The sequence below is a fragment of the Luteimonas sp. A649 genome (assembly GCF_054072735.1).
The window spans coordinates 25,029-45,627 of record NZ_JBSVRQ010000004.1 but is presented as its reverse complement, the minus strand read 5'-3'; the positions used below and the strand labels follow the sequence as shown (position 1 = coordinate 45,627).

Sequence of the window (20,599 nt, the reverse complement as noted above, 5' to 3'; positions counted from 1 at the left end):
CGGCATGACCACGACGAAGGTCGCGATCCTCGGCTCCGGCAACATCGGCACCGACCTGATGATGAAGCTGCTGCGCAACGGCATCCGCCTGGAGATGGGCGCGCTGGTCGGCGTCGATCCGGCGTCGGACGGCCTGCAGCGCGCGATGCGCCTGGGCGTGGCGACCACGCACCAGGGCCTCGACGCCCTGCGCGCGCTGCCTGGCTACGACGACATCGGCATCGTCTTCGATGCCACCTCGGCCGGCGCGCACCTGCGCCACGCCGCGGTGCTGGCCGCCGACGGCAAGCGCGTGGTCGACCTCACGCCCGCGGGCATCGGCCCGTACGTGGTGCCGGCAGTGAACCTTGACGCGCACATCCATGCGCCCAACATCAACATGATCACCTGCGGGGGCCAGGCCACGATCCCGATCGTGGCCGCGGTCGCTGGCGTGGCGCCGGTGAGGTATGCCGAGATCGTGGCGTCCATCGCCTCCCGGTCCGCCGGGCCCGGCACCCGCGCCAACATCGACGAGTTCACGCAGACCACCGCGCGCGGACTGGAGACCGTCGGCGGCGCCGCGCGCGGCAAGGCGATCATCGTGCTCAATCCGGCCGAGCCGCCGCTGATCATGCGTGACACCGTGTACTGCCTGACCGAAGGCGGCGACGTCGATGCGATCCGCGCCGCGGTCGAGGCGATGGTGGCGCGCGTGGCCGCCTATGTCCCCGGCTACCGGCTCAAACAGGCGCTGCAGTTCGAAGCGCTCGACGCCGCGGCCTGCGCGGCGATCCTGCGCCAGCCCGATGCCGCGCCTGGCTTAAAGGTGAGCGTGTTCCTGGAAGTGGAAGGCGCCGGCCACTACCTGCCGGCCTACGCCGGCAACCTCGACATCATGACCTCGGCCGCGCTGGCCGCCGCCGAGCGCATCGCCGAACTGTCGTTCGCCCCGGAGGCCGCGTGATGGATCGCCTCTACATCCAGGACGTGACCCTGCGCGACGGCATGCACGCCATCCGCCACCAGTACGGCGTCGAACATGTGCGCGCCATCACCCGCGCGCTGGACGCGGCCGGGGTCGCGGCGATCGAGGTCGCGCACGGCGACGGGCTCGCCGGCTCCAGCTTCAACTACGGCTTCGGCCGGCACGCCGACCTCGAGTGGATCGAGGCGGTGGCAGAAAGCGCCACGCGCGCCATCGTCACCACCCTGCTGCTGCCCGGCATCGGCACGGTGCACGAGCTGCGCGACGCGGTCTCCGCGGGCGTGCGCTCGGTGCGCGTGGCCACACACTGCTCCGAGGCCGACGTCGCCCGCCAGCACATCGAAGAAGCACGCCGGCTCGGCATCGACGTCGCGGGCTTCCTGATGATGTCGCACATGCTCGAGCCTGCCGCGCTGGCGGCGCAGGCGCTGAAGATGGAGTCGTACGGCGCCCACTGCGTCTACGTCACCGACTCGGGAGGCGCACTGACCATGGACGCCACGCGCGAGCGCGTGCGCGCGCTGCGCCAGGCGCTGCGGCCGGAGACGCAGATCGGCATCCACGCCCACCACAACCTGTCGCTGGGCGTGGCCAATTCCATCGTCGCGGTGGAGGAAGGCGCGACCCGCGTGGATGCCTCGCTGGCCGGCATGGGCGCGGGCGCTGGCAACGCGCCGCTGGAGGTCTTCGTCGCCACCGCCGAGCGCATGGGCTGGAACCACGGCTGCGAACTGTTCGGCCTGATGGACGCCGCCGACGACCTGGTGCGCCCGCTGCAGGACCGTCCAGTGCGCGTCGATCGCGAAACCCTGAGCCTGGGCTACGCCGGCGTGTACTCGAGCTTCCTGCGGCACGCCGAGAAGGCGGCGGCCGACCATGGCCTGGACACGCGCGCGATCCTGGTCGAGCTCGGCCGCCGGAGGATGGTGGGCGGACAGGAAGACATGATCGTCGACGTGGCGCTGGACCTCGTCGCGCAACACACACAGGAGGCCACGGGATGAGCCACGCCGACATCGGGGCGCTCGCCGAGCGCCTGGACACCGCCGCGCATACCGCTGCGGCCACGCCGCAACTCGAACAGCCGATCACGCTCGACGAGGCCTACGCGGTGCAGCACGCGAGCGTTGCACGCCGACTGGCGCGTGGCGAATCGCGCATCGGCATCAAGATGGGCTTCACCAGCCGCGCCAAGATGGTGCAGATGGGCGTGTCCGACCTGATCTGGGGGCGGCTCACCTCGGGCATGCTGGTCGACGACGGCGGCAGCGTTTCGCTGTCGGATTACGTGCACCCGCGCGTGGAGCCGGAGATCGCCTTCCTGATCGGCAAGCCGCTCGCCGGCCGTGTCACCGCGGCGCAGGCGCTGGCCTGCGTGGAGGCGGTCGCGCCTGCGCTGGAAATCATCGACTCGCGCTACCAGGACTTCCGCTTCTCCCTGACCGACGTGGTCGCCGACAACAGCTCGTCCTCGGGCTTCGTCGTCGGCCCGTGGCGCAGCCCGGCGACGGACCTCGACAACCTCGGCCTGGTGATGGCCTTCGACGGCCGACCGCAGGCGTTCGGCTCCACGTCGGCCATCCTCGGCCACCCGCTGCGCTCGCTGGTCGCGGCGGCGCGCGTGGTCGCGGAAGCCGGCGAATCCCTGTCCCCGGGCGACCTCGTGCTGGCCGGCGGTGCCACCGCCGCCAGCACGCTGGTCGCCCTCTCCTTCGTGTCGCTCGAGATGCAGTCGCTCGGACGCTGCGGTTTCCACGTCGAGGCCTGATCCATGCCCCTGATCCACGCCAACATCCTGGCCGGTCGCAGCCATGCGCAGAAGGCCGCGTTCGCGCGCGCCGTCACCGACGCCGCGGTCGCGCACCTCGGCGTCCCCGTGACCGCCGTGCGCGTGATCTTCCATGAGATCGAGCCCGCCGACTGGTTCACCGCGGGTGAACCAAAATCGCCGCCGCCGGGTTCCGGCTGACATCGCACCAACCGCACCTGCCGCGCGCATCTCCATCCCGAGCGAACCCGACCATGCCCGACGCCGTGTCCCCGCAGCCTCCCGCTTCCCGCGCCCGGGCGTTCCCGCCGAAGCTGTGGTTGCTCCTTGCGGTCGTGCTGGCCGTGACTGCCGCGACCGAGTGGCTGGGCCCGATGGCGGTGCCGCTGTGGTCGGCGCAGATCGTGATCCTGCCGATGCTCGTGGCCCTGCTCCTGACCACCCTGCTCGCCGCCTGGCACGCGCGCCTGCCCGCGGCGCTGCGCCTGGGACCACCGGTGCAGCGCTATGCGGGCCGGCTGCTCAACGTCGCCCTGCTGCTCTTCATCGTGAAGCTGGGCCTGATGGCCGGCTACTCCATGCCGGTGCTGCGCGAGGTGGGCTGGGCGCTGGCGTTCCAAGAAGTGGGCCACGCCTTCGGCACGATGGTGCTGGCGCTGCCACTGGCGCTGCTGCTGGGCATCAAGCGTGAAACGGTGGGCGCCACGTTCTCGATCGGCCGCGAGACCGGCATGGTCATCATCGGCCAGAAGTACGGCATGCAGTCGCCCGAAGGCCGCGGGGTACTGGCCGAGTACATCACCGGCACCGTGCTGGGCGCGGTGTACATCACCCTGCTGGCGAGCTTCGTGGCGTCGCTTGGCATCTTCGATCCGCGCTCGCTCGCCATGGGCGCCGGCATCGGTTCGGGCAGCCTGATGGCGGCGGCACTCGGCCCGATCACGGCCGGGCACTCCCCGGAGATCGCGCGCGAACTCACGGCGATCGCCGGCGCGGCGAACCTGATCGCCGGCGTGGTCGGTTTCTACGTTGCGGTGTTCATCACCCTGCCGCTGTGCAACTGGCTGTACGTGCGCCTGGAACCGGTATTGGGCCGGACCGCGCTCGCACGGCACGCGCCGGTGGCCGATCGCCTCGATCCGGACGAAGCGCTGGAAGACGAGGACGACACACCGACCTTCGTCGACGGGCTCCTCGCCCTGCTGCTGATGGTGGCAGGCATCACCGTCAGCAACGCCATCGGCCACAGCGTGCCGCCGCTGCAGACCCTGCCGGGCGCGGGCGTGATGGTGGGCATCGTGCTGCTCGGGCTCGCGCTCAAGCGCGCCCTGCCGAAGCTGCCACTGATGCTGTTCCTGGCGGTGGCGGCCACGCTGGCCACGATCCCCGGTGCCTGGCCGCTGGCCGACGGCGTCACCACTGTCGTCAAGCAGGTGGAGTTCATGAGCATCACCACCACCGTGCTGGCGCTGGCCGGCTTCTCGGTCGCGCGCAAGCTGCCGATGTTCCGCCGCCTCGGCTGGCGGATCGTGCTGGTGTCGCTGACCGCGGCCACCGGCGCCTTCCTCGGTTCGGCGACGATCGCCGAGCTGTTCCATTGACGTGAGGCCACCGGCCATCCACCAGGAGCCCGGCATGTCGATGCCATGCACGAACGACACCCAACCGGCCGATGGCAGGCGACGTCCAAGCGCCAGGCTGCTTGCCTTGGCGCTGTTCGCGTCCGCCATAAGCATCGCGCATGCACAGGAAGCCGCCCCCGACAACATCGCCGCCCTGCGCAACGAGCTCGAGGCACTGAAGGCCGAACAGGCCGAGCGCGATGCCAGGATCCAGCGGCTCGAAGACTGGCTGCTCCGGCTTGCCGGCGAAGCCACCGCTCCTGCGCCGACAACTGCCTTGGCAACCGCTGCGCCGACGCCGGCGCCGGTCCCAGCGCCGGCATCGGTGGCCGCGGCCCCCGCCGACGCTTCACCCCGGCTCAGGGTCTCGGGCGACTTCCGTCTGCGGGCGCAGGGCGACGGGTCGGACGACGGCGCCAGGAACCGCAGCAGCATGCAGGTGCGCGGCCGCCTCGGCGCCACCTGGGCGGCCAGCGACCGCGTCACCGTCGGCGCGCGCCTGGCCACCGGCGACGCCAATGATCCCAACAGCAGCGACGTGCAGCTGTCCAATTGGCTCGACGACCTCGAGGTGAGCCTCGACATGGCCTACGTCCGGTTCGACGCCGGCCGCCTCAGCCTGTACGGCGGCAAGATGCCGCAGCCGTTCGTGCGCAGCGACCTGGTCTGGGACGGCGACGTCAATCCGCAGGGCATCGGCGCCACGTGGCAGGCACCGCTGGCCACCGGCGGCACCGTGCGCGCCAACGCCCTCGCCTTCCTCGTCGACGAAGACGCCGCGGGGCCGGACAGCCGCATGTTCGGCGGCCAGCTCGGCTATGTGTCACCGGCCGACCAGGCCTGGGCCTTCGATGTCCATGCCGCCTACTACCGCTACGGGCTTGGCAGTCTGGCCGGCGCCGACAACGGGGACTTCCGCAGCAACCTGCGCGCGCCCGACGGCAGCTATCTGTCCGACTTCCATCTTGCCAACGCCATGGCCGGCGTCACCTGGACCGGGCTCGACGCGCAATGGCCGCTGCGGCTGGCCGTCGATTACGTGAAGAACCTCGGCGCCCGGGTCGATGCGGACACCGGCTACGGCGTCGACCTCATGCTGGGCAAGGCCGCGGCGCCCGGCGACTGGCGCTTCACCTGGGGATATTCGGTGGCCGAAGCCGATGCCGTGCTGGCAGCGTTTTCGCACGACAACATCGGCCTCGGGACCAACTATCGCCTGCATGCGCTGAGCGTGGACTACGTGCCCGCGCCGCGCACGATGCTCAGCGCCTACTGGTACCACTACAAGCCCTACAGCGCGCTGTACGCGGGCACCCGGGACCCCGACGACTGGCTCGACCGGGTCCGCCTGGCGTTCCTCGTGAACTTTTGAGCCCCGGCTGGAGCACGCGCACCCGACTAGGGTCACTCCCAGCTGGCGCCCCGGCCCGGGCTGGATAGGCTCATGGCATCGATCCAGGGAGCCGGCCATGAGCCTCCACATTGCCAACCAGCTGTGCACCGCCGACCAGCTGCGGCTCGACCGCTTCGCACCGGGCCTGCAGACGCCGCCACCGCTGCAGCAGGTCGCCAACCGCTATCCGCAGGGCGACGGCACCTTCGCAAACCAGGTGTCGGGCACGCAGCCGCAGCCCGACCTTGACCTGCAGCTGGCGATGATGGCCAACGACGTCTATGCCGCCGACAACCCGCAGACCGAGCAGGCGCTGGCCGAGGCGGGCTGGACACAGCTGGAGCCCAGCGCCGACGGCAACTCGCTGGTCGACGCCCAGGGCAACGAGATTCCGATCGACCCGACGCTGCTCAGCACGTCGGAAGGCTTCGACGCTGCGATCTACCAGAACGACCAGGGCCAGTACGTGGTGGCCTACCGCGGCACCGACGACTGGGGCCTCTCGCCCACCGGCGACGCCGACGACAACGCGCTGCAGGGCCTGGGCTTCGAAAGCGGCCAGTACCGGGATGCCGTGGCGCTCGCCGAGGCCGCGCACCGCGTCTTCGGCGATGGCAACGTCGCCTTCACCGGGCACTCGCTTGGTGGCGGCCTCGCTTCGGCCGCCTCGCTCGCCACGGGCGTGCCGGGCGTGACCTTCAATGCATCCGGGCTCAGCGACCAGACACTCGAGTCGCTGGGCTTCAATCCCAACGCCGTCCGCGAAGACGCCGCCGACAGCGGCCAGCTGCGCCGCTACATCGTCAATGGCGATCCGCTCAACGGCGCGCAGCAGGACCTGCCGATCATTCCGTTGCTGGGCATGTCGCCGCCCAACGCGGTCGGCCACGAGCTGCGCATCGACCCGCCCGCGGGCATGGGCGGGCTGGGCGACCTCAAGGCCCTGCACGGCGGCGGCGGCGATGGTGCCTCCTACGTCGATGCCCTGCGCCAGAACGCCGCATACGATCCATCCACGCGCCCGACCGGTCCCGAACAGTTCGGGGACACGGTCAACAACGGCCTCGACCGCATCGGCGACCTTGCAGGCGACCTGCTCACCGCCGGCGGCCGTCCCGGCCTCGGCTGGGCCACGGACCAGCTACTCGACGTCGGCGGCGACGTGCTCGGCGAGACCATCGGCGTGGTCGGCAACGTCGGCCGCGACGGCCTCGAGCGCCTGGGCGAGTACAACCTCAACCAGCTCGGCAGCGTGATCCGCCAGGGCCAGGACGTGGTTGGCGACCTCTGGAGCAACGGCGCCGAGATGGTTGACGGCTTCGGCCAGGCCGGCAGCGAATTCGCCCAGGGCGACAACGTCGACGGCGTCGCCCAGGTGCTTGGCGACGTGCTCGACTTCGGTATCGACAGCGTCGGCGACATCGCCGACGGCGCCCTCGGCCTGGTCGGCGACACCACCCAGAACCTGGCCAACGCCGGCGGCGGCCTGCTGCGTGACATCGGCGACGCCACCGGCCTCGACGCACCGCTCGACGCCGTGGCCGGCGTCGTCGAAGGCAGCGGCCAGGTGGTGAGCGACGTGGCCGATGCCGTCGGTAGCGCCATCGACACCGTGACCGACGTGGTCGGCGACGGCGTCGAGGCCGTGGCCGACTTCGCGGGCGACGTGGGCCAGGCGACGGCCGACGGCGTGCAGTGGCTGGGCGAGACGCTGAACCCCCGGAACTGGTTCTGATCCCGGCGTGCGCTTGACCCGCGCGCAGGCTGAAGCTCCGGCGTAGTACCTTGGTCGCCATGCCCGACGCCGCCCCCGCACGCACACCCGCCGCGCCGCCTTCCTGGACGGCGCGGCATTGCGTGCGCGCGCTCCTGGCCGCGTCGCTGATGCTCGCCTCCACCGCCGGCTGTGCCCGGCAAGGGACAGATGTGACTCCAGGCAAGGCCTTCGAAAACCCCGGCAACGCGCAGTTCGCCGCCGCCATCACGGGCGGCGACGAAACGCTCGCACGCGAGCTGCTGGCCGCCGGCGCCAACCCCAACGCCGTCGACGAGCAGGGCCAGCCGCTGCTGCAGTGGGCGATGAAAGCCGGCGATCGCGGCGCGTTCCGCCTGCTGCTCGCGCTGGGCGCCGATCCCGCGCTGGGCGACCGCGACGGCCGCACCGCGCTGCACCTGGCCGCCATGGGCAAGAGCGAGGGCTGGCTGGACGCGCTGCTCGAACACGGCATGTCGCCCGACACGCCGAACACCGTGACCGGCGCGACGCCGCTGTACGACGCGCTGCGCGCCGACAGCGAGGACAACATCGACATGCTGCTGCGCGCGGGCGCGCGCCTGGACGTGGCCGACCGCAACGGCACCACGCCGCTGCACCAGGCGGCGCTGGTGAAGGATTCCGCCGCGGTGCTGCGCTTCCTGGAAGGCGGCGCCGACCCGCGCGCCACCGACCGCACCGGCGCGACCTTCCAGGACTACCTGTATCGCGGCGATCCGAAACTGCTCAACGCTTCCACCCGCCGCGACCTCGCAAAGATCGACGCCTTGCTCGAGGCGGAAGGCATCACGGTGCAGCCGCGCGGCTGAGGCCGCGCGCGCGTTTCCTCAGCTTTCCCGGCGCGCGATCAGCGCCGGCGCTGCCAAGGCGCCTGCCAGCCGGCCGGCGGTTCGATCGCCACACCGGCGGCGGACAGCAGGCGGCGCCCCAACTGGTCTTCGGTATCGAGCGAGGGATCGGCCAGCAGGCGTGCGAACGCCGCGTCATCGCCATCCTCGCGCATGGCCAGTTCGCCCAGCTGCTCCTGGCGCCAGTCGACGCCGCGACGGCGCGCATCCAGGGCGCCCGCCTCGGCCGCACTTCCCGCCTGCTCGCGTGCCATCGACAGGCCGATGCGCTCGTCGAGCACGGTCTGCGGCCGCGCCAGCAGTAGTTCCGCCATGCGGCCGCAGGCCGCGGCGCGACCGGGCGCGCGCAGCTCGCGGCCAGTGCATGCACCCAGCACCTCGCGGTAGTCCGGCAGCAGCAGGGCCTGCAGCGATGCCGCCCAGCCTGCGGCGTGGACCTCATTCGACGGGCGCGCGCCGTCGTCCAACGTCGCCCATTCCGACGCGGTCGGCGGATGGCGGCGCAGCGCGCCGGCGGCCCAGCGCTGCAGCGGATACGGGTCGGGCGTGTTGCGGCCCGACTGCGCGGCAGCCGCGAGCACGCCTTCGGCATCCAGCCCCTGGAACATCACCGGCGCGAGGTTGCCCGGCTCGAGCGACTGCCAGCGGCGCGCCGCTGCAGCGGCCCCGGCCTGGTGGTCACCCACCATGGCGGCGGCCACCAGCAGCTGCTGGGTGATGGTGTCACCCGCGCCCTTGGTGGCCGCTTCGGCACGCCAACGCGCGGCATCGGCGGCCAGCACGGTGGCACCTTCGTTCGGGCGCGCCGTTGCTTCCAGCACCGCGGCCAATGCCAGGTCGCGGGCACCGTCCGAGCGCCCCAGCGCGCGCGCCACGCGCAGGCTGTAGGCCTGCCAGGCTTCGGCACGCTGCTGCGCACGCTCCAGTTCTTCCTGGGTGGGTTCGGGCGGCTGTTGCATCTGCGCAAGCGCAGGCGCGGACAGCGCGGGCAGCAGCAGGAAGGGCAGCAGCAGGAATCGGATGCGCATGCACGGCTCCATCTCGTGATCGACCGTCCGCAGCATATCCGCGCCGGCGTGCCGGCGATGCCACGCCGGGCACGCGGCGCAAGCGTCCGTTCAGTAGCCGGCGGCCTGCCCGTCCTTGCGCGATTCGCTGGCACCGGTCCAGCCGCCGTGCGGATTCACCATGATCGCCTGGTAGCCGCCGAATGGACCGAGCGCGGAGCGCACCGAGTGCCCGCGGCCCATCAGCGCGCGCACCGTGACCTGCGGGAAACCCGATTCCAGTTCGATCCAGCCGCCGTCGGACATCACCGTCGCGCGGCCCGCGGGCTCGGTGGAGCCGTCATGGTGGATGCGCGGCGCGTCGCCGGCTTCCTGCAGGTTCATGCCGAAGTCGATCATGTTGAGCAGGATCTGCACGTGTCCCTGCGGCTGCATCGCGCCGCCCATCAGGCCATAGGACAGCCACGGCTGGCCGTCCCTGGTCACGAACGCGGGAATGATGGTGTGGAAGGGCCGCTTGCCCGGGGCGTAGGCGTTGGGATGTTCCGGGTCACCGAGCACGAACTGCTCGCCGCGGTCCTGCAGGATGAAGCCCAGCCCCGGCGGCGCCATGCCGCTGCCCATGCCGCGGTAGTTGGACTGGATCAGCGACACCATCATGCCGTCGGCATCGGCGGTGGTGAGGTAGATGGTGTCGCCTTCGTCGAGCTGCTTCGGCGTGGCCGGCTGCACTTCACGCAGCACGCGGTCGATCGACATCAATTTGCCGCGCTCGCGGGCATGGTCCTTTGAGATCAGCTTCGCCACCGGCGCCGGATGGAAGGCGGGATCGGCATACCAGCGCGCGCGGTCGGCGAAGGCGATCTTCTTGGCCTCGACGAACAGGTGCACGTGCTCGGGGCTGCCGAAGCCGTAGGACGCGAGGTCGTAGGGCTCCAGCAGGTTCAGGATCTGCAGCGCGGCGATGCCCTGGCCGTTGGGCGGCAGCTCCCAGACGTCATGGCCGCGGTAATTGGTGGACACCGGCTCCACCCACTCGCCGCGGTGGGCGGCCAGGTCGTCATGGGTCAGGAAGCCGTCGTGCTGCCTGAAGTAGGCATCCATCGTGCGCGCGATGTCGCCGCTGTAGAACGCGTCGCGGCCGCCGTCGGCGATCTTCTGCAGGGTGTCTGCGAGGTTCGGGTTCTTCCAGGTCTCGCCGTTGCGCGGTGCGCGGCGCTCGCCACCCGCCGCGTCCGCGACGGTGAACTGCTCGCTGAAGCCCGGCCACTTCGACAGCCGCGGCACCGAGCGCGCCCAGTAATAGGCGATGGTCTCGTGCACGGGATGGCCGTCGCGCGCATAGCGGATCGTGGGCGCGAGGTTCTGGGCCATCGTGCGCTTGCCGAAGCGTTCGTGCAGCGCGAACCAGCCGTCGACCGCGCCCGGCACCGTCACCGGGAGCGGGCCGTGCGCCGGGATGTCGGCCAGGCCGCGCCGTTCGAACTCGGCCGCTGCCAGCGACATCGGCGAGCGGCCGGAGCCGTTGTAGCCGTGCAGCCGCTGCGTCTTCGGGTCCCAGACGATCGCGAACAGGTCGCCGCCGATGCCGTTGCCGGTCGGCTCCATCAACCCCAGGGCCGCATTGGCGGCGATGGCGGCGTCCACCGCCGAGCCGCCGGCCTTCATCACGTCCAGCGCGATCTGCGTGGCGAGCGGGTGCGAGGTCGCGGCCATGGCCTGCGGCGCATGCACTTCGCTGCGGGTGGCGAAGGGCTGGCCGGTGATGCGGTCGGCGGCAGCCGAGGGCGCCGTGGCGAACAGCAGCGCGGCAAGGGCAAGCGGGACGCGGATGGACATGGCGATGCGGGCCGGAGGCTGCGGGAAACGCACCTTAGCAAGCCCGACCTAGGGTGCGCCCCCGCTTGAAGGCGGTGCCGGGCGACGGTCCACTGGACGCAGACCCTGCAGGAACGCCGCCATGCTGCACGCACGCCTGGACAACGACTCGGCCGCCGGCATCCATCTGCGCAGCCTGCAGGCCGCGCCGCCGCCGACCGCACCGGCGGCCAACGCCCCGGCCCTGCAGCCGCTCCAGGGCCGCCACGAGCCGAGCTACCACCCGCAGCTGTCGGCGCTGGCCTCCGCTGCTCCCGCCGCGCCCCAGTGCGCGCCCGATGGCGTCGGCCCGGGCGGGCTCTCCGCCGTGGCCGGCGGTACGCAGGCACGGGAATTCGACGTGGTGCTGTCGCAGCTGGCGACTGCGGTCTATGAAGGCCGTCCGGCACCGCCGGCCGGCTGGAGCGCGGTCACCGATGCCGACCTCGGCGCCGTCGGCATCGAGGATCCCGCCGCCTGGCGCGCGCAGTACCTCGACGGCGGCGACCAGCTGCTGGCCCAGCATTTCAAGGCCGAGATCTACAGGGACTGCGACGGCAACTTCGTGCTCGCCTACCGCGGCACCGACGGCACCGGCGCGGACTGGATGAACAACTTCCGCCAGGGCGCGGGCTTCACCACCAGCGACCAGGTCGACAAGTTCAGCGGCCTGGCCACGCAGACCGCGGTCGAGTTCGAGCGCCGCTTCGGCACCATGGACGAAAGTGGCAACGCCACCAACCTCGCCATCACTGGGCATTCGCAGGGCGGCGGGCTGGCGTCGGTCGCTTCGCTGGCCTCGGGCGTGCCGGCGGTGACCTTCGACGCGTCCGGCATCCATCCCAATACCCTCGACCGCATGGGCATCGACCCGCAGGCCGCGCGCGACCTGGCCGAGGGCGGCCTGATCCGCCGCTACTCCATGCACGAGGACCTGCTGACGCAGTTCCAGGAGTCGAGCCCGTTCGCGCTCGCCGCGCCCGACGCGCTGGGCACGCAGATCGTGGTCAAGCCCGAGGGCGTGCAGGACCTGAGCCTGGTGCCGCGCGGCCTGGCCCTGGAAACCGGGCTGCCAACGCCGGTCGCGATCGGCCTTGGCACCGGCCTCGAAGTGCTGGATCGCCTCAACGTCCCGGTGCTGGGCGATGTCGCCAGCCTGGTGCGCGGCGCGGTCAGCCACAGCCCCGAACTGCTCACCCAGGCCATGATCCAGCAGCAGCCGTGGCAGCCCGGCTACCAGAACCCGAGCGATACCGGTCGCGCCCTCGCCGACCTGGTGCCCGACGCGCTGCAGGATGATTTCGCGCGCAACACGCACGACCTTGCCAGCGACATCGCCGAGGTGGTGAACACCGACCTCGCCAACGGCAACGGCATCCAGGGCGGCTTCCGCATTGCCGGCGACGCGGTGGAGGGCGTGTTCAATTCCACCGGCGACACCGTGCGCCACGGCGCCGACGCACTGGCCGACCGCATCGACGCGCGCATCGATGGACCGGTAGGCGACGTCGCGGCAAGCGTGGTCTCCGGCGGCGGCAAGGTGGTCGAGGCCGTGGCCGACTTCGGCGGCAACGCGCTGGAAACCGGCATCGACGTGGTCGGCGGCGGCATCCAGGCCGTGCGCAACTGGTTCCGCTGACCGCGCGCCGCTGTGGCACCATCCGTGGGCATGCGCACCAGTGCCCTGATCCTCCTCCTTGCGGCAAGCGCGGCCGCCTGCAGCCGACCGCCGACCATGGACCACGCCTTCATTGAGCCCCAGCTTGCGCCGCTTGCCGATGCCGCGCTTCGCGGCGACGCCGAAGCGTTGCGCGCCGGCCTCACCGGGATCCACCCCGACACGCCGGGCGCGGACGGCACCAGCCTGCTGCAGCTGGCGGTGGCCGCCGGACAGGGCGCGTCAGTGGATGCGCTGCTCGACGCCGGCGCCGATCCCAACCGGCAGGCCCCCGCTGGCGGCAGCGCGGTGCATGCCGCGGCCTTCGGCGACGATCCCGACATCCTGCGCACCCTGCTCGAGCGCGGCGGCAACCCCGACCTGCCCAACAGCGTGACCGGGGAAACCCCGCTGGCGCGCGCCATCCTCGGCCGCGGCGAAGCGCAGGTGCGGATGCTGCTCGACGCCGGCGCGGATCCCGGCGCGGCCGACAACAACGGCGGCACGCCGCTGCATGCGGCCGGTGCGATCAACGCGGGCGCGGTCGTGCTGATGCTGCTCGAAGCCGGCGCGCCGGCGCACGCCACCAATTCCGCCGGCGACAGCTTCCAGCCCTATTATTTCCAGCTCGACGACGCGCTGCTCAATGCGCGGGCGCGGCAGGAACGCGAAGCGGTGATCGCATGGCTGCGAGCGCACGATGTCCCGCTGGAAGCGGGCGTGGGCGAGTAGTCCGCAGCGGTCCCGCCAGGGACCGAATGGCCATCAGGCCAACGCGCTCAGGGCCAGGCCGGCGGATTCGCCTGCCAGGCCGCGACCACCTCGGCCAGCAGCGCGCGATCGTCGGCGCTCCACTCCGGCAGCAGCTGCGCCAGGTCCGGCGCCTGCCACTGCTGCGGCTCGGTGCGCACGGCTGCGGCATACCAGCGCACCGCCTCGTCCTTGCGGTCGAGCTGCCACAGGCCCAGGGCCAGCGTCGGCGGCAGCCAAGACGGCCCCTTCAGGCGCTCGGCGCCGGCGACGCGCCACTGCTCCAGTGCGCCGGCGAAGTCGCCGCTGCGATACAGGTCCCAGCCGTGGTTCCAGTGCAGCGCATCGCGCATGCGCGCGCCGTCCGCGCGCGACCGCGCTTCGGAATAGAGCGCGGCGCCGGTTTCGGCGCGGCCGGAGGCATAGGCGATCTGCGCCAGCTGGGCGGATGCCAATGCGCCTTCCCCACGGCGGCCGCGCTCGCGGGCCTTGAGCAGGCGTTCGACCGTGGCGTCGTCGGTGCCGGGATACAGCTGCAGCGGACGTGTCACGTCGCTGTCGGCTTCGAAATAGAACTCCTTCGGCTTGGGGATCTCCTGGGCGCACACGGCGAACGGGAGCAGGACGAGGAGGGCCGCGCCGAGGCGGCGTGCGAGATGGCGTTTCATTGCGTGGCTGCTGTGGCGGGGCCCCTGCACCCCGCGTGCATGGTAGCGGGTGCGCCGGATGGATTCAGCCCCGGGCGCGGATCGGGCCCTGGAGCCCCCGGCAGGGACGGCCTCCGGCCGCGGCCAAAGTCACGGCCTCACGGCCACTTGCTAGAATTCGCGCCGCTTTCGCGTCCCGTCCCCGGCCCTGCGCTCCCGCGCACGCGGGCCGTGCAGACGCGCCCCTCCGCCAGCGCTCCGCCTGCCACAGGGTCCTGTCATGACCAGCACCGCCGAACTCTCCTCGCCCGCGTCCGCCAACCTGGGCCTGACCCACGGCGTGACCGATCACGACTACGGCCTTGAGGACAAGTACACCCGCACGCAGGGGCGCATCTACCTGAGCGGCGTGCAGGCCCTGGTGCGGCTGCCGATGATGCAGCGCCTGCGCGACGAGGCCGCCGGGCTGGAGACCGCCGGCTTCGTCTCCGGCTACCGCGGCAGCCCGCTGGGCGGCTTCGACCTGGAACTGTGGCGCGCGCGCAAGCACCTCGAGGCTGCGCAGGTGCGCTTCCAGCCGGGCCTCAACGAGGACCTCGGCGCCACCATGGTCTGGGGCACGCAGCAGACCAACCTGTTCCCGGGCGCCAAGGTCGAGGGCGTGTTCGGCATGTGGTACGGCAAGGGCCCGGGCGTGGACCGCTCCGGCGACGTGTTCAAGCACGCCAACGCCGCCGGCACCTCGAAGCACGGCGGCGTGCTGGCGCTGGCCGCCGACGACCATGCGTGCCGCTCGTCCACCCTGCCGCACGGCTCCGAGGGCGAGTTCAGCAGCGCGCTGATGCCGATCCTCAACCCGGCCGGCGTGCAGGACATCCTCGACATGGGCCTGGTGGGCTGGGCGATGAGCCGCTACACCGGGCGCTGGATCGGCTTCAAGACCATTGCCGAGACGGTGGAGTCGTCGGCGTCGGTGGATGTCGACCCGTTCGCGCTGCAGATCGTCACGCCGGACGATTTCGAGCTGCCGCCCGGCGGCCTCAACATCCGCTGGCCCGACCCGCCGATGGACCAGGAGATGCGCCTGCACCGCTACGCGGTGAAGGCAGCGCAGGCATTCGCGCGCGCCAACGGCATCGACCGCGTGGTGATCGACTCGTCCGCCGCGCGGCTCGGCATCGTGACCACCGGCAAAAGCTACCTCGACGTGCTGCAGGCGCTGGAATACCTGGGCCTCGATGCGCACGCGTGCGCGGCGCTCGGCATCCGCGTCTACAAGGTCGGCATGACCTGGCCGCTGGAGCCGGTCGGCATTCGCGCGTTCGCGCGTGGCCTGGAGGACATCCTGGTAGTGGAGGAGAAGCACGCCTTCATCGAAAGCCAGATGAAGGAGCTGTTCTACAACTTCGACTTTGGCCTGGATGGCGGCCGCCGTCCGTCGATCGTCGGCAAGTACGACGAGGCAGGCGAGTGGATCCTGCCCAGCACCGGCGAGCTCACCCCGGCGACCATCGCCGCGGTGATCGCGCGCCGCATCCAGCGCTTCCATGACAGCGAACACATGCGCGACGTACTGCGCTGGATGGAAGAGAAGGAAGGCGCGCTGGCGCTGCCGCGCGCGCAGTTCCCGCGCGTGCCGCACTACTGCTCCGGCTGCCCGCACAACAGCTCCACCGTGGTGCCGGAAGGCTCGCGCGCTATGGCCGGCATCGGCTGCCACTACATGGTCACGTGGATGGACCGCAGCACCGACACCTTCACCCACATGGGCGGCGAAGGCGTGACCTGGTCCGGGCAGGCGCCGTTCACCGAGACGCCGCACGTGTTCCAGAACCTCGGCGACGGCACCTACTTCCACTCCGGCACGCTGGCCATCCGCCAGTCGATCGCCACCGGCGTCAACATCACCTACAAGATCCTCTACAACGACGCGGTGGCGATGACCGGCGGCCAGCCGGTGGACGGCACGCTTAGCGTCCCGCAGATCGCCCACCAGGTGAAAAGCGAAGGCGTGGAGGTGATCGCACTGCTGTCCGACGAGATCGAGAAGTGGAGCGACCCGTCAATCTTCCCGGCCGGCGTCACCTTCCATGACCGCCGCGAGCTGGATGCGGTGCAGAAGCGCCTGCGCGAAGTGAAGGGCACCAGCGTGCTGATCTTCGACCAGACCTGCGCCACCGAGAAGCGCCGCCGCCGCAAGCGCGGCAAGCTGGTGGATCCGCAGAAGCGCGTGTTCGTGAACACCCTGGTCTGCGAAGGCTGCGGCGACTGCGGCAAGAAGTCGTTCTGCGTCTCGGTGCTGCCCAAGGAGACCGAGTTCGGCCGCAAGCGCGAGATCGACCAGTCCAACTGCAACAAGGACTACAGCTGCGTCGAAGGCTTCTGCCCGAGCTTCGTCACCGTGCTCGGCGGCAAGCCGCGCAAGGGCCGCAAGGTCAACGCCGCCGAGCAGCTGGCCAAGCTGCCGGAGCCGGTGTTCGCCAGCGACCTCGCGCAGCCCTGGAACATCCTGATCACCGGCGTCGGCGGCACCGGCGTGGTCACCATCGGCGCGCTGATCGGCATGGCCGGGCACCTGGAAGGCCGCGGCTCCACCGTGCTCGACCAGACCGGGCTCGCGCAGAAGGGCGGCGCGGTGACCACCCACATCCGCATCGCACGCACGCCTGCCGACATCCACGCCTCGCGCATCGCCGCCGGCGAAGCCGACCTGGTGCTCGGCTGCGACATGGTCGTGGTCAACGACTACTGGGCGCTGTCGAAGATCCGCGCCGGCCGTTCGCAGGTGGTGCTCAACAGCCACGAGGCGATGCCCGGCAGCTTCACCACCCGCCCGGACATGCAGTTCCCGGCCGCCGACATCGCCAGCGCCGTACGCCAGGCGCTTGGCGGCGACGCGGACGTAGGCGCCACCGCCGCGGACGCCGCGCTGCACATGGTGGACGCCACCCAGCTCGCCAACGCGCTGATGGGCGACGCCATCGCCAGCAACCTGTTCATGCTCGGCTACGCCTGGCAGCGCGGCCTGGTGCCGCTGTCGTTCGACGCGCTGATGCGCGCGGTGGAATTGAACGGCGCCGCGGTCGACATGAACCGCACCGCCTTCGCCTGGGGCCGCCTGGCGGCCGTGAACCCGGACGCCGTGTACGACGCCGCCGGCGTCGTGCGCAACGCCCGCACCGCCGCCGAAGCCACCCCTAACGCGCTCGACGCGCTGCCGCCCGGCGACTGGGAAGGCAACGAATGGGGTGCCACCAGCGCGCCCATGCCGGCGCGTACCGAGGACGACCTGCGCCACCTGCCGTCCGCGGACGACCAGGTCGCCTACCTGCCGCTCGACGACGCCCGCCTCTCGCGCTCGCTCGACGAACTGGTCGCGCGCCGTAGCGCCTTCCTCACCGACTACCAGAACGCGAAGTACGCCCGCCGCTACACCGACTTCGTGGCGAAAGTCCGCGCGGCCGAGCAGGCGCGCGCGCCCGGCGCCAGCGACCTCGGCGAGGCCGTCGCCCGCTATTTCTTCAAGCTCATGGCCTACAAGGACGAGTACGAAGTGGCGCGCCTGTACACCAGCGGCGAGTTCAAGCGCCGCCTGGAGCAGCAGTTCGAAGGCGACTACACACTGCAGTTCCACCTCGCGCCACCGCTGCTGGCCAAGCGCAACGCAAACGGTGAGCTGCAGAAGCAGGCCTTCGGCCCGTGGATGCTCACCGCGTTCGGCGTGCTGGCCAAGCTGCGCGGCCTGCGCGGCACCGCGCTCGACGTGTTCGGCCATACCGAAGAGCGGCGCATGGAGCGCGCGCTGATCGACGACTACGAGCGCACCGTCAGCGGACTGCTTGATGGCCTGGACAGCGGCAACATCGCGCTGGCCGCGGAGATCGCCTCCATCCCCGAACACGTCCGCGGCTACGGCCACGTCAAGCACGCGCACCTGGAAACGGCGAAGGCGCGCGAGGCGGAGCTGCTGCGCGAATGGGCCAATCCGCTGCGCATCGTGCAGGCGGCGGCATAGCGGCAATTGGCCCCGATGGCTGGGTTAGAGTATCGCCGCAGGCCCGGAGCGCCCGATGGCACGCGTTCCCGCGCATGCGTCGTTCCTGGCACAGGCTGGAGATCCGCACGATGACAGCTGCGGTTGACGAGTCACCACGCGTCGTGTTGCTCGAAGACGATGCCGAGCTGCGCGAAGACATCCTGATGCCGGGATTGACGGCTTACGGCTTCACCGTCGTCGGGGTTGGCACGGCCGCCGCCTTGTATGAAGCATTGCGGTCGAACGTGGCCGATATCGCCGTACTCGATGTCGGCCTGCCCGATGCCGACGGTTTCAGCGTCGCGCAAGCGGTGCGTGCGCTGTTGCCGGGCATCGGCATCGTCATGCTCACCGGCCATGGCGAAGCGTCCGACCAGATCAGGAGCCTCAGCCAGGGTGCGGACGCCCATCTGGTCAAGCCGGCCCAGGTCGAGCTTCTGGCCGCGACGATACGAAGCCTGCTGCGCAGGTTGCGCGGCCAGAACGCATCCGTAGCGGGCGTGCGCTGGCATTTCGACGCCAAGGATTGGTGCATGGTTTCACCGACGGGACGCACCGTGGCGCTGAGCAAGACCGAGCAGCGGATCATGGGCTGCCTCGCCGCCGCGCCGGGCGAACTGGTGACCCGCGAGCAGCTGGTCGCGGCCGTGGCCGAGAACGTGCACGATTACGATCCGCACCGGATCGAATCGGTGATCTACCGCCTGCGCAGGAAAGTCATGAAGCAATGCGGCGAACCCCTGCCGCTTACCGCCGTGCACGGCAAGGGCTACGTGCTGGAGTACGCGCGCCGCGATTGAAGCGCGGCATCCGGACGTCGCCGCTGTTCAATCGGCAGTCGGCGGAGGTACTGCCGGCAGCTGGACCACGAAAGTGCTGCCTTCCCCCACGACGCTGCGCACGCCGATGTTGCCGCCGGCGCTCTCGAGCAGGTCGTGGATCACCGCCAGTCCGAGCCCGGTTCCGTCCACCTCGTCCTTGGTGGTGAAGAACGGCTCGAAGATGTGTTGCAGCAGCTGCTCGTCCATGCCCTGGCCGGTGTCGGAGAGTGCGATCTCGACGATGCCGTCGGGGCTCCCCGACAACCGGATGCTGAAGCGGCCGCCGTGCTCCATCGCATCGCGTGCGTTGGCGGCGATGTTGAGGACCATCATTTCGAATTCGCCCCGGTCGATCCGGACATGCAGTGGCGCAGTCGGGTCGGGCATGTCCAGGCCTATGGTCCGTGGCAACAGCTGCCGCAGCATCGGTTGCAGCTCACCGATGAGCCGACCCACCTCGACCACCTGCGGCCGCAGCATCTCGTGGCGGCTGAAGACCAGCAGCTTGCGGGTGAGGGCCGTGCCGCGCGCGGCCGCCACTTCGACTCCACTCAGCGCCTTGGTGAATGCCTTGTCCCGCGCACCGCGGTTCTCGATGTCCGGAATGTCATGCCGCTGTCCGGCATAGCCCATGATCACGTCGAGGATGTTGTTGAAATCGTGCGAGAGGCCGCTGGCCAGGCGCCCGGTGGCTTCCATCTTCTGCGCGTGGATCAGCTGCGACTGGGCGCGCTCGCGTTCGGCCATTTCGCGCTGCAGGTCGCGGCCACGCGCATTGGATTCGGCCAGGCTCTCGCGCAGCGCCTGGATCAAGCGGTCGAGGACGATGGTGATCAGCGCATAGCTGATCACGACCACGGGTGCATTGGCCAAGGCCGTCCGCAGCGGTACGCCGAGCTGGCTGGCGCGGACCGCATCGCTCGCGAAGCCGGTGGCGAACACCAGCATCAGCAGGCCGAAGACCGTCCATAGCGCGCTGCGCCCCAGCACGAGGCCGCTGATCACCAGCGTCAGCATCGTCGGCGCCGGATCGGCCAGCTGCGATTGCACGCCGAGCCGGGAAAAGGTGACCAGCATCGAGATCAGCTGCGGCGCGAGGAACAGCACGATCGCCGGCCTGAAACGGCCATGCCGGATCAACGCGATGCTCACCCAGGCCAGCGCGGCGATGGCCATGTCCATCAACAGGACGACCAGCGAGCCTTCGAGAACGCCGCCGCGGGTCACGCCGTGCCAGATCCAGATCAGCGGCAACAGGATGCCGTAGAACAACAGCAATACCTGCATCACCGGTGCGTTGCGGCGGTCCAGGGGATCGGTGATTGGCGCACTGCGCAGCCAATGGATGAAGCCGTTCCACATTCCGGAAGCACCTCGAAGCTGCCTTGGACACGCAGGCAGGTGTGTGATCGCGCACGTGCCGATCGGCACCGGTGAGAACCCGGTGAGTAT

Annotated in this window: 16 protein-coding genes; 12 read left to right on the top strand and 4 right to left on the bottom strand. The window is 70.7% G+C overall.

Annotation, left to right across the window (positions count from 1 at the left end):
* The first annotated feature begins 4 nt into the window (after window positions 1–4).
* The 8 genes from ACW5E8_RS13560 (at window position 5) to ACW5E8_RS13525 (ending at window position 8,333) form a co-directional block, all read left to right on the top strand.
* Window positions 5–946, top strand: coding sequence for an acetaldehyde dehydrogenase (acetylating) (locus ACW5E8_RS13560; protein WP_456966059.1), 942 nt, complete (start codon window positions 5–7; stop codon window positions 944–946).
* Window positions 946–1,971 carry a 4-hydroxy-2-oxovalerate aldolase gene (gene dmpG / locus ACW5E8_RS13555; protein ID WP_456966058.1) on the top strand — a complete coding sequence of 342 codons (1,026 nt, stop codon included), beginning with the start codon at window positions 946–948 and terminating at the stop codon, window positions 1,969–1,971. Before ACW5E8_RS13560 ends, dmpG begins: the two co-directional genes overlap by 1 nt.
* A complete protein-coding gene (locus ACW5E8_RS13550; RefSeq protein WP_456966057.1) occupies window positions 1,968–2,735 on the top strand; it encodes a 2-keto-4-pentenoate hydratase in 768 nt (255 codons plus the stop codon). Before dmpG ends, ACW5E8_RS13550 begins: the two co-directional genes overlap by 4 nt.
* A gap of 3 nt (window positions 2,736–2,738) precedes the next feature.
* Window positions 2,739–2,936 carry a tautomerase family protein gene (locus ACW5E8_RS13545; protein ID WP_456966056.1) on the top strand — a complete coding sequence of 66 codons (198 nt, stop codon included), beginning with the start codon at window positions 2,739–2,741 and terminating at the stop codon, window positions 2,934–2,936.
* Window positions 2,937–2,989: 53 nt separating this feature from the next.
* Entirely contained in the window at window positions 2,990–4,336 is a 1,347-nt protein-coding gene (locus tag ACW5E8_RS13540) for a DUF3100 domain-containing protein (protein WP_456966055.1), read from the top strand.
* 34 nt (window positions 4,337–4,370) lie between these two features.
* Window positions 4,371–5,729, top strand: a complete 1,359-nt coding sequence (locus tag ACW5E8_RS13535) for a putative porin (protein WP_456966054.1) — start codon at window positions 4,371–4,373, stop codon at window positions 5,727–5,729.
* A gap of 97 nt (window positions 5,730–5,826) precedes the next feature.
* A complete protein-coding gene (locus tag ACW5E8_RS13530; RefSeq protein ID WP_456966053.1) occupies window positions 5,827–7,485 on the top strand; it encodes an Mbeg1-like protein in 1,659 nt (552 codons plus the stop codon).
* Window positions 7,486–7,607: 122 nt separating this feature from the next.
* Window positions 7,608–8,333, top strand: coding sequence for an ankyrin repeat domain-containing protein (locus ACW5E8_RS13525; RefSeq protein WP_456966052.1), 726 nt, complete (start codon window positions 7,608–7,610; stop codon window positions 8,331–8,333).
* Window positions 8,334–8,371: 38 nt separating this feature from the next.
* Here ACW5E8_RS13525 and ACW5E8_RS13520 read toward each other — a convergent pair whose 3' ends face one another.
* Both ACW5E8_RS13520 and ggt read right to left on the bottom strand, forming a co-directional pair.
* Window positions 8,372–9,400, bottom strand: a complete 1,029-nt coding sequence (locus ACW5E8_RS13520) for a hypothetical protein (protein ID WP_456966051.1) — start codon at window positions 9,398–9,400, stop codon at window positions 8,372–8,374.
* 90 nt (window positions 9,401–9,490) lie between these two features.
* Complete coding sequence (gene ggt / locus ACW5E8_RS13515) at window positions 9,491–11,218, bottom strand: gamma-glutamyltransferase (RefSeq protein ID WP_456966050.1); 1,728 nt, start codon at window positions 11,216–11,218, stop codon at window positions 9,491–9,493.
* Window positions 11,219–11,339: 121 nt separating this feature from the next.
* Between ggt and ACW5E8_RS13510 the strand changes: the two genes are divergently transcribed.
* Both ACW5E8_RS13510 and ACW5E8_RS13505 read left to right on the top strand, forming a co-directional pair.
* Complete coding sequence (locus ACW5E8_RS13510; protein ID WP_456966049.1) at window positions 11,340–12,875, top strand: lipase family protein; 1,536 nt, start codon at window positions 11,340–11,342, stop codon at window positions 12,873–12,875.
* Between the two features lie 30 nt (window positions 12,876–12,905).
* Entirely contained in the window at window positions 12,906–13,625 is a 720-nt protein-coding gene (locus tag ACW5E8_RS13505; RefSeq protein ID WP_456966048.1) for an ankyrin repeat domain-containing protein, read from the top strand.
* A gap of 47 nt (window positions 13,626–13,672) precedes the next feature.
* Here ACW5E8_RS13505 and ACW5E8_RS13500 read toward each other — a convergent pair whose 3' ends face one another.
* Window positions 13,673–14,311, bottom strand: a complete 639-nt coding sequence (locus tag ACW5E8_RS13500) for a tetratricopeptide repeat protein (RefSeq protein ID WP_456966047.1) — start codon at window positions 14,309–14,311, stop codon at window positions 13,673–13,675.
* Window positions 14,312–14,570: 259 nt separating this feature from the next.
* Between ACW5E8_RS13500 and ACW5E8_RS13495 the strand changes: the two genes are divergently transcribed.
* On the top strand, window positions 14,571–18,305 hold the full coding sequence (locus ACW5E8_RS13495) for an indolepyruvate ferredoxin oxidoreductase family protein (protein WP_456966046.1): 3,735 nt from the start codon (window positions 14,571–14,573) through the stop codon (window positions 18,303–18,305).
* 74 nt (window positions 18,306–18,379) lie between these two features.
* Window positions 18,380–19,126 carry a response regulator transcription factor gene (locus ACW5E8_RS13490; RefSeq protein WP_456966045.1) on the top strand — a complete coding sequence of 249 codons (747 nt, stop codon included), beginning with the start codon at window positions 18,380–18,382 and terminating at the stop codon, window positions 19,124–19,126.
* 27 nt (window positions 19,127–19,153) lie between these two features.
* Here ACW5E8_RS13490 and ACW5E8_RS13485 read toward each other — a convergent pair whose 3' ends face one another.
* Window positions 19,154–20,509: a sensor histidine kinase gene (locus ACW5E8_RS13485; protein ID WP_456966044.1), complete on the bottom strand. Its 1,356-nt coding sequence runs from the start codon at window positions 20,507–20,509 to the stop codon at window positions 19,154–19,156.
* Window positions 20,510–20,599: the final 90 nt, after the last annotated feature.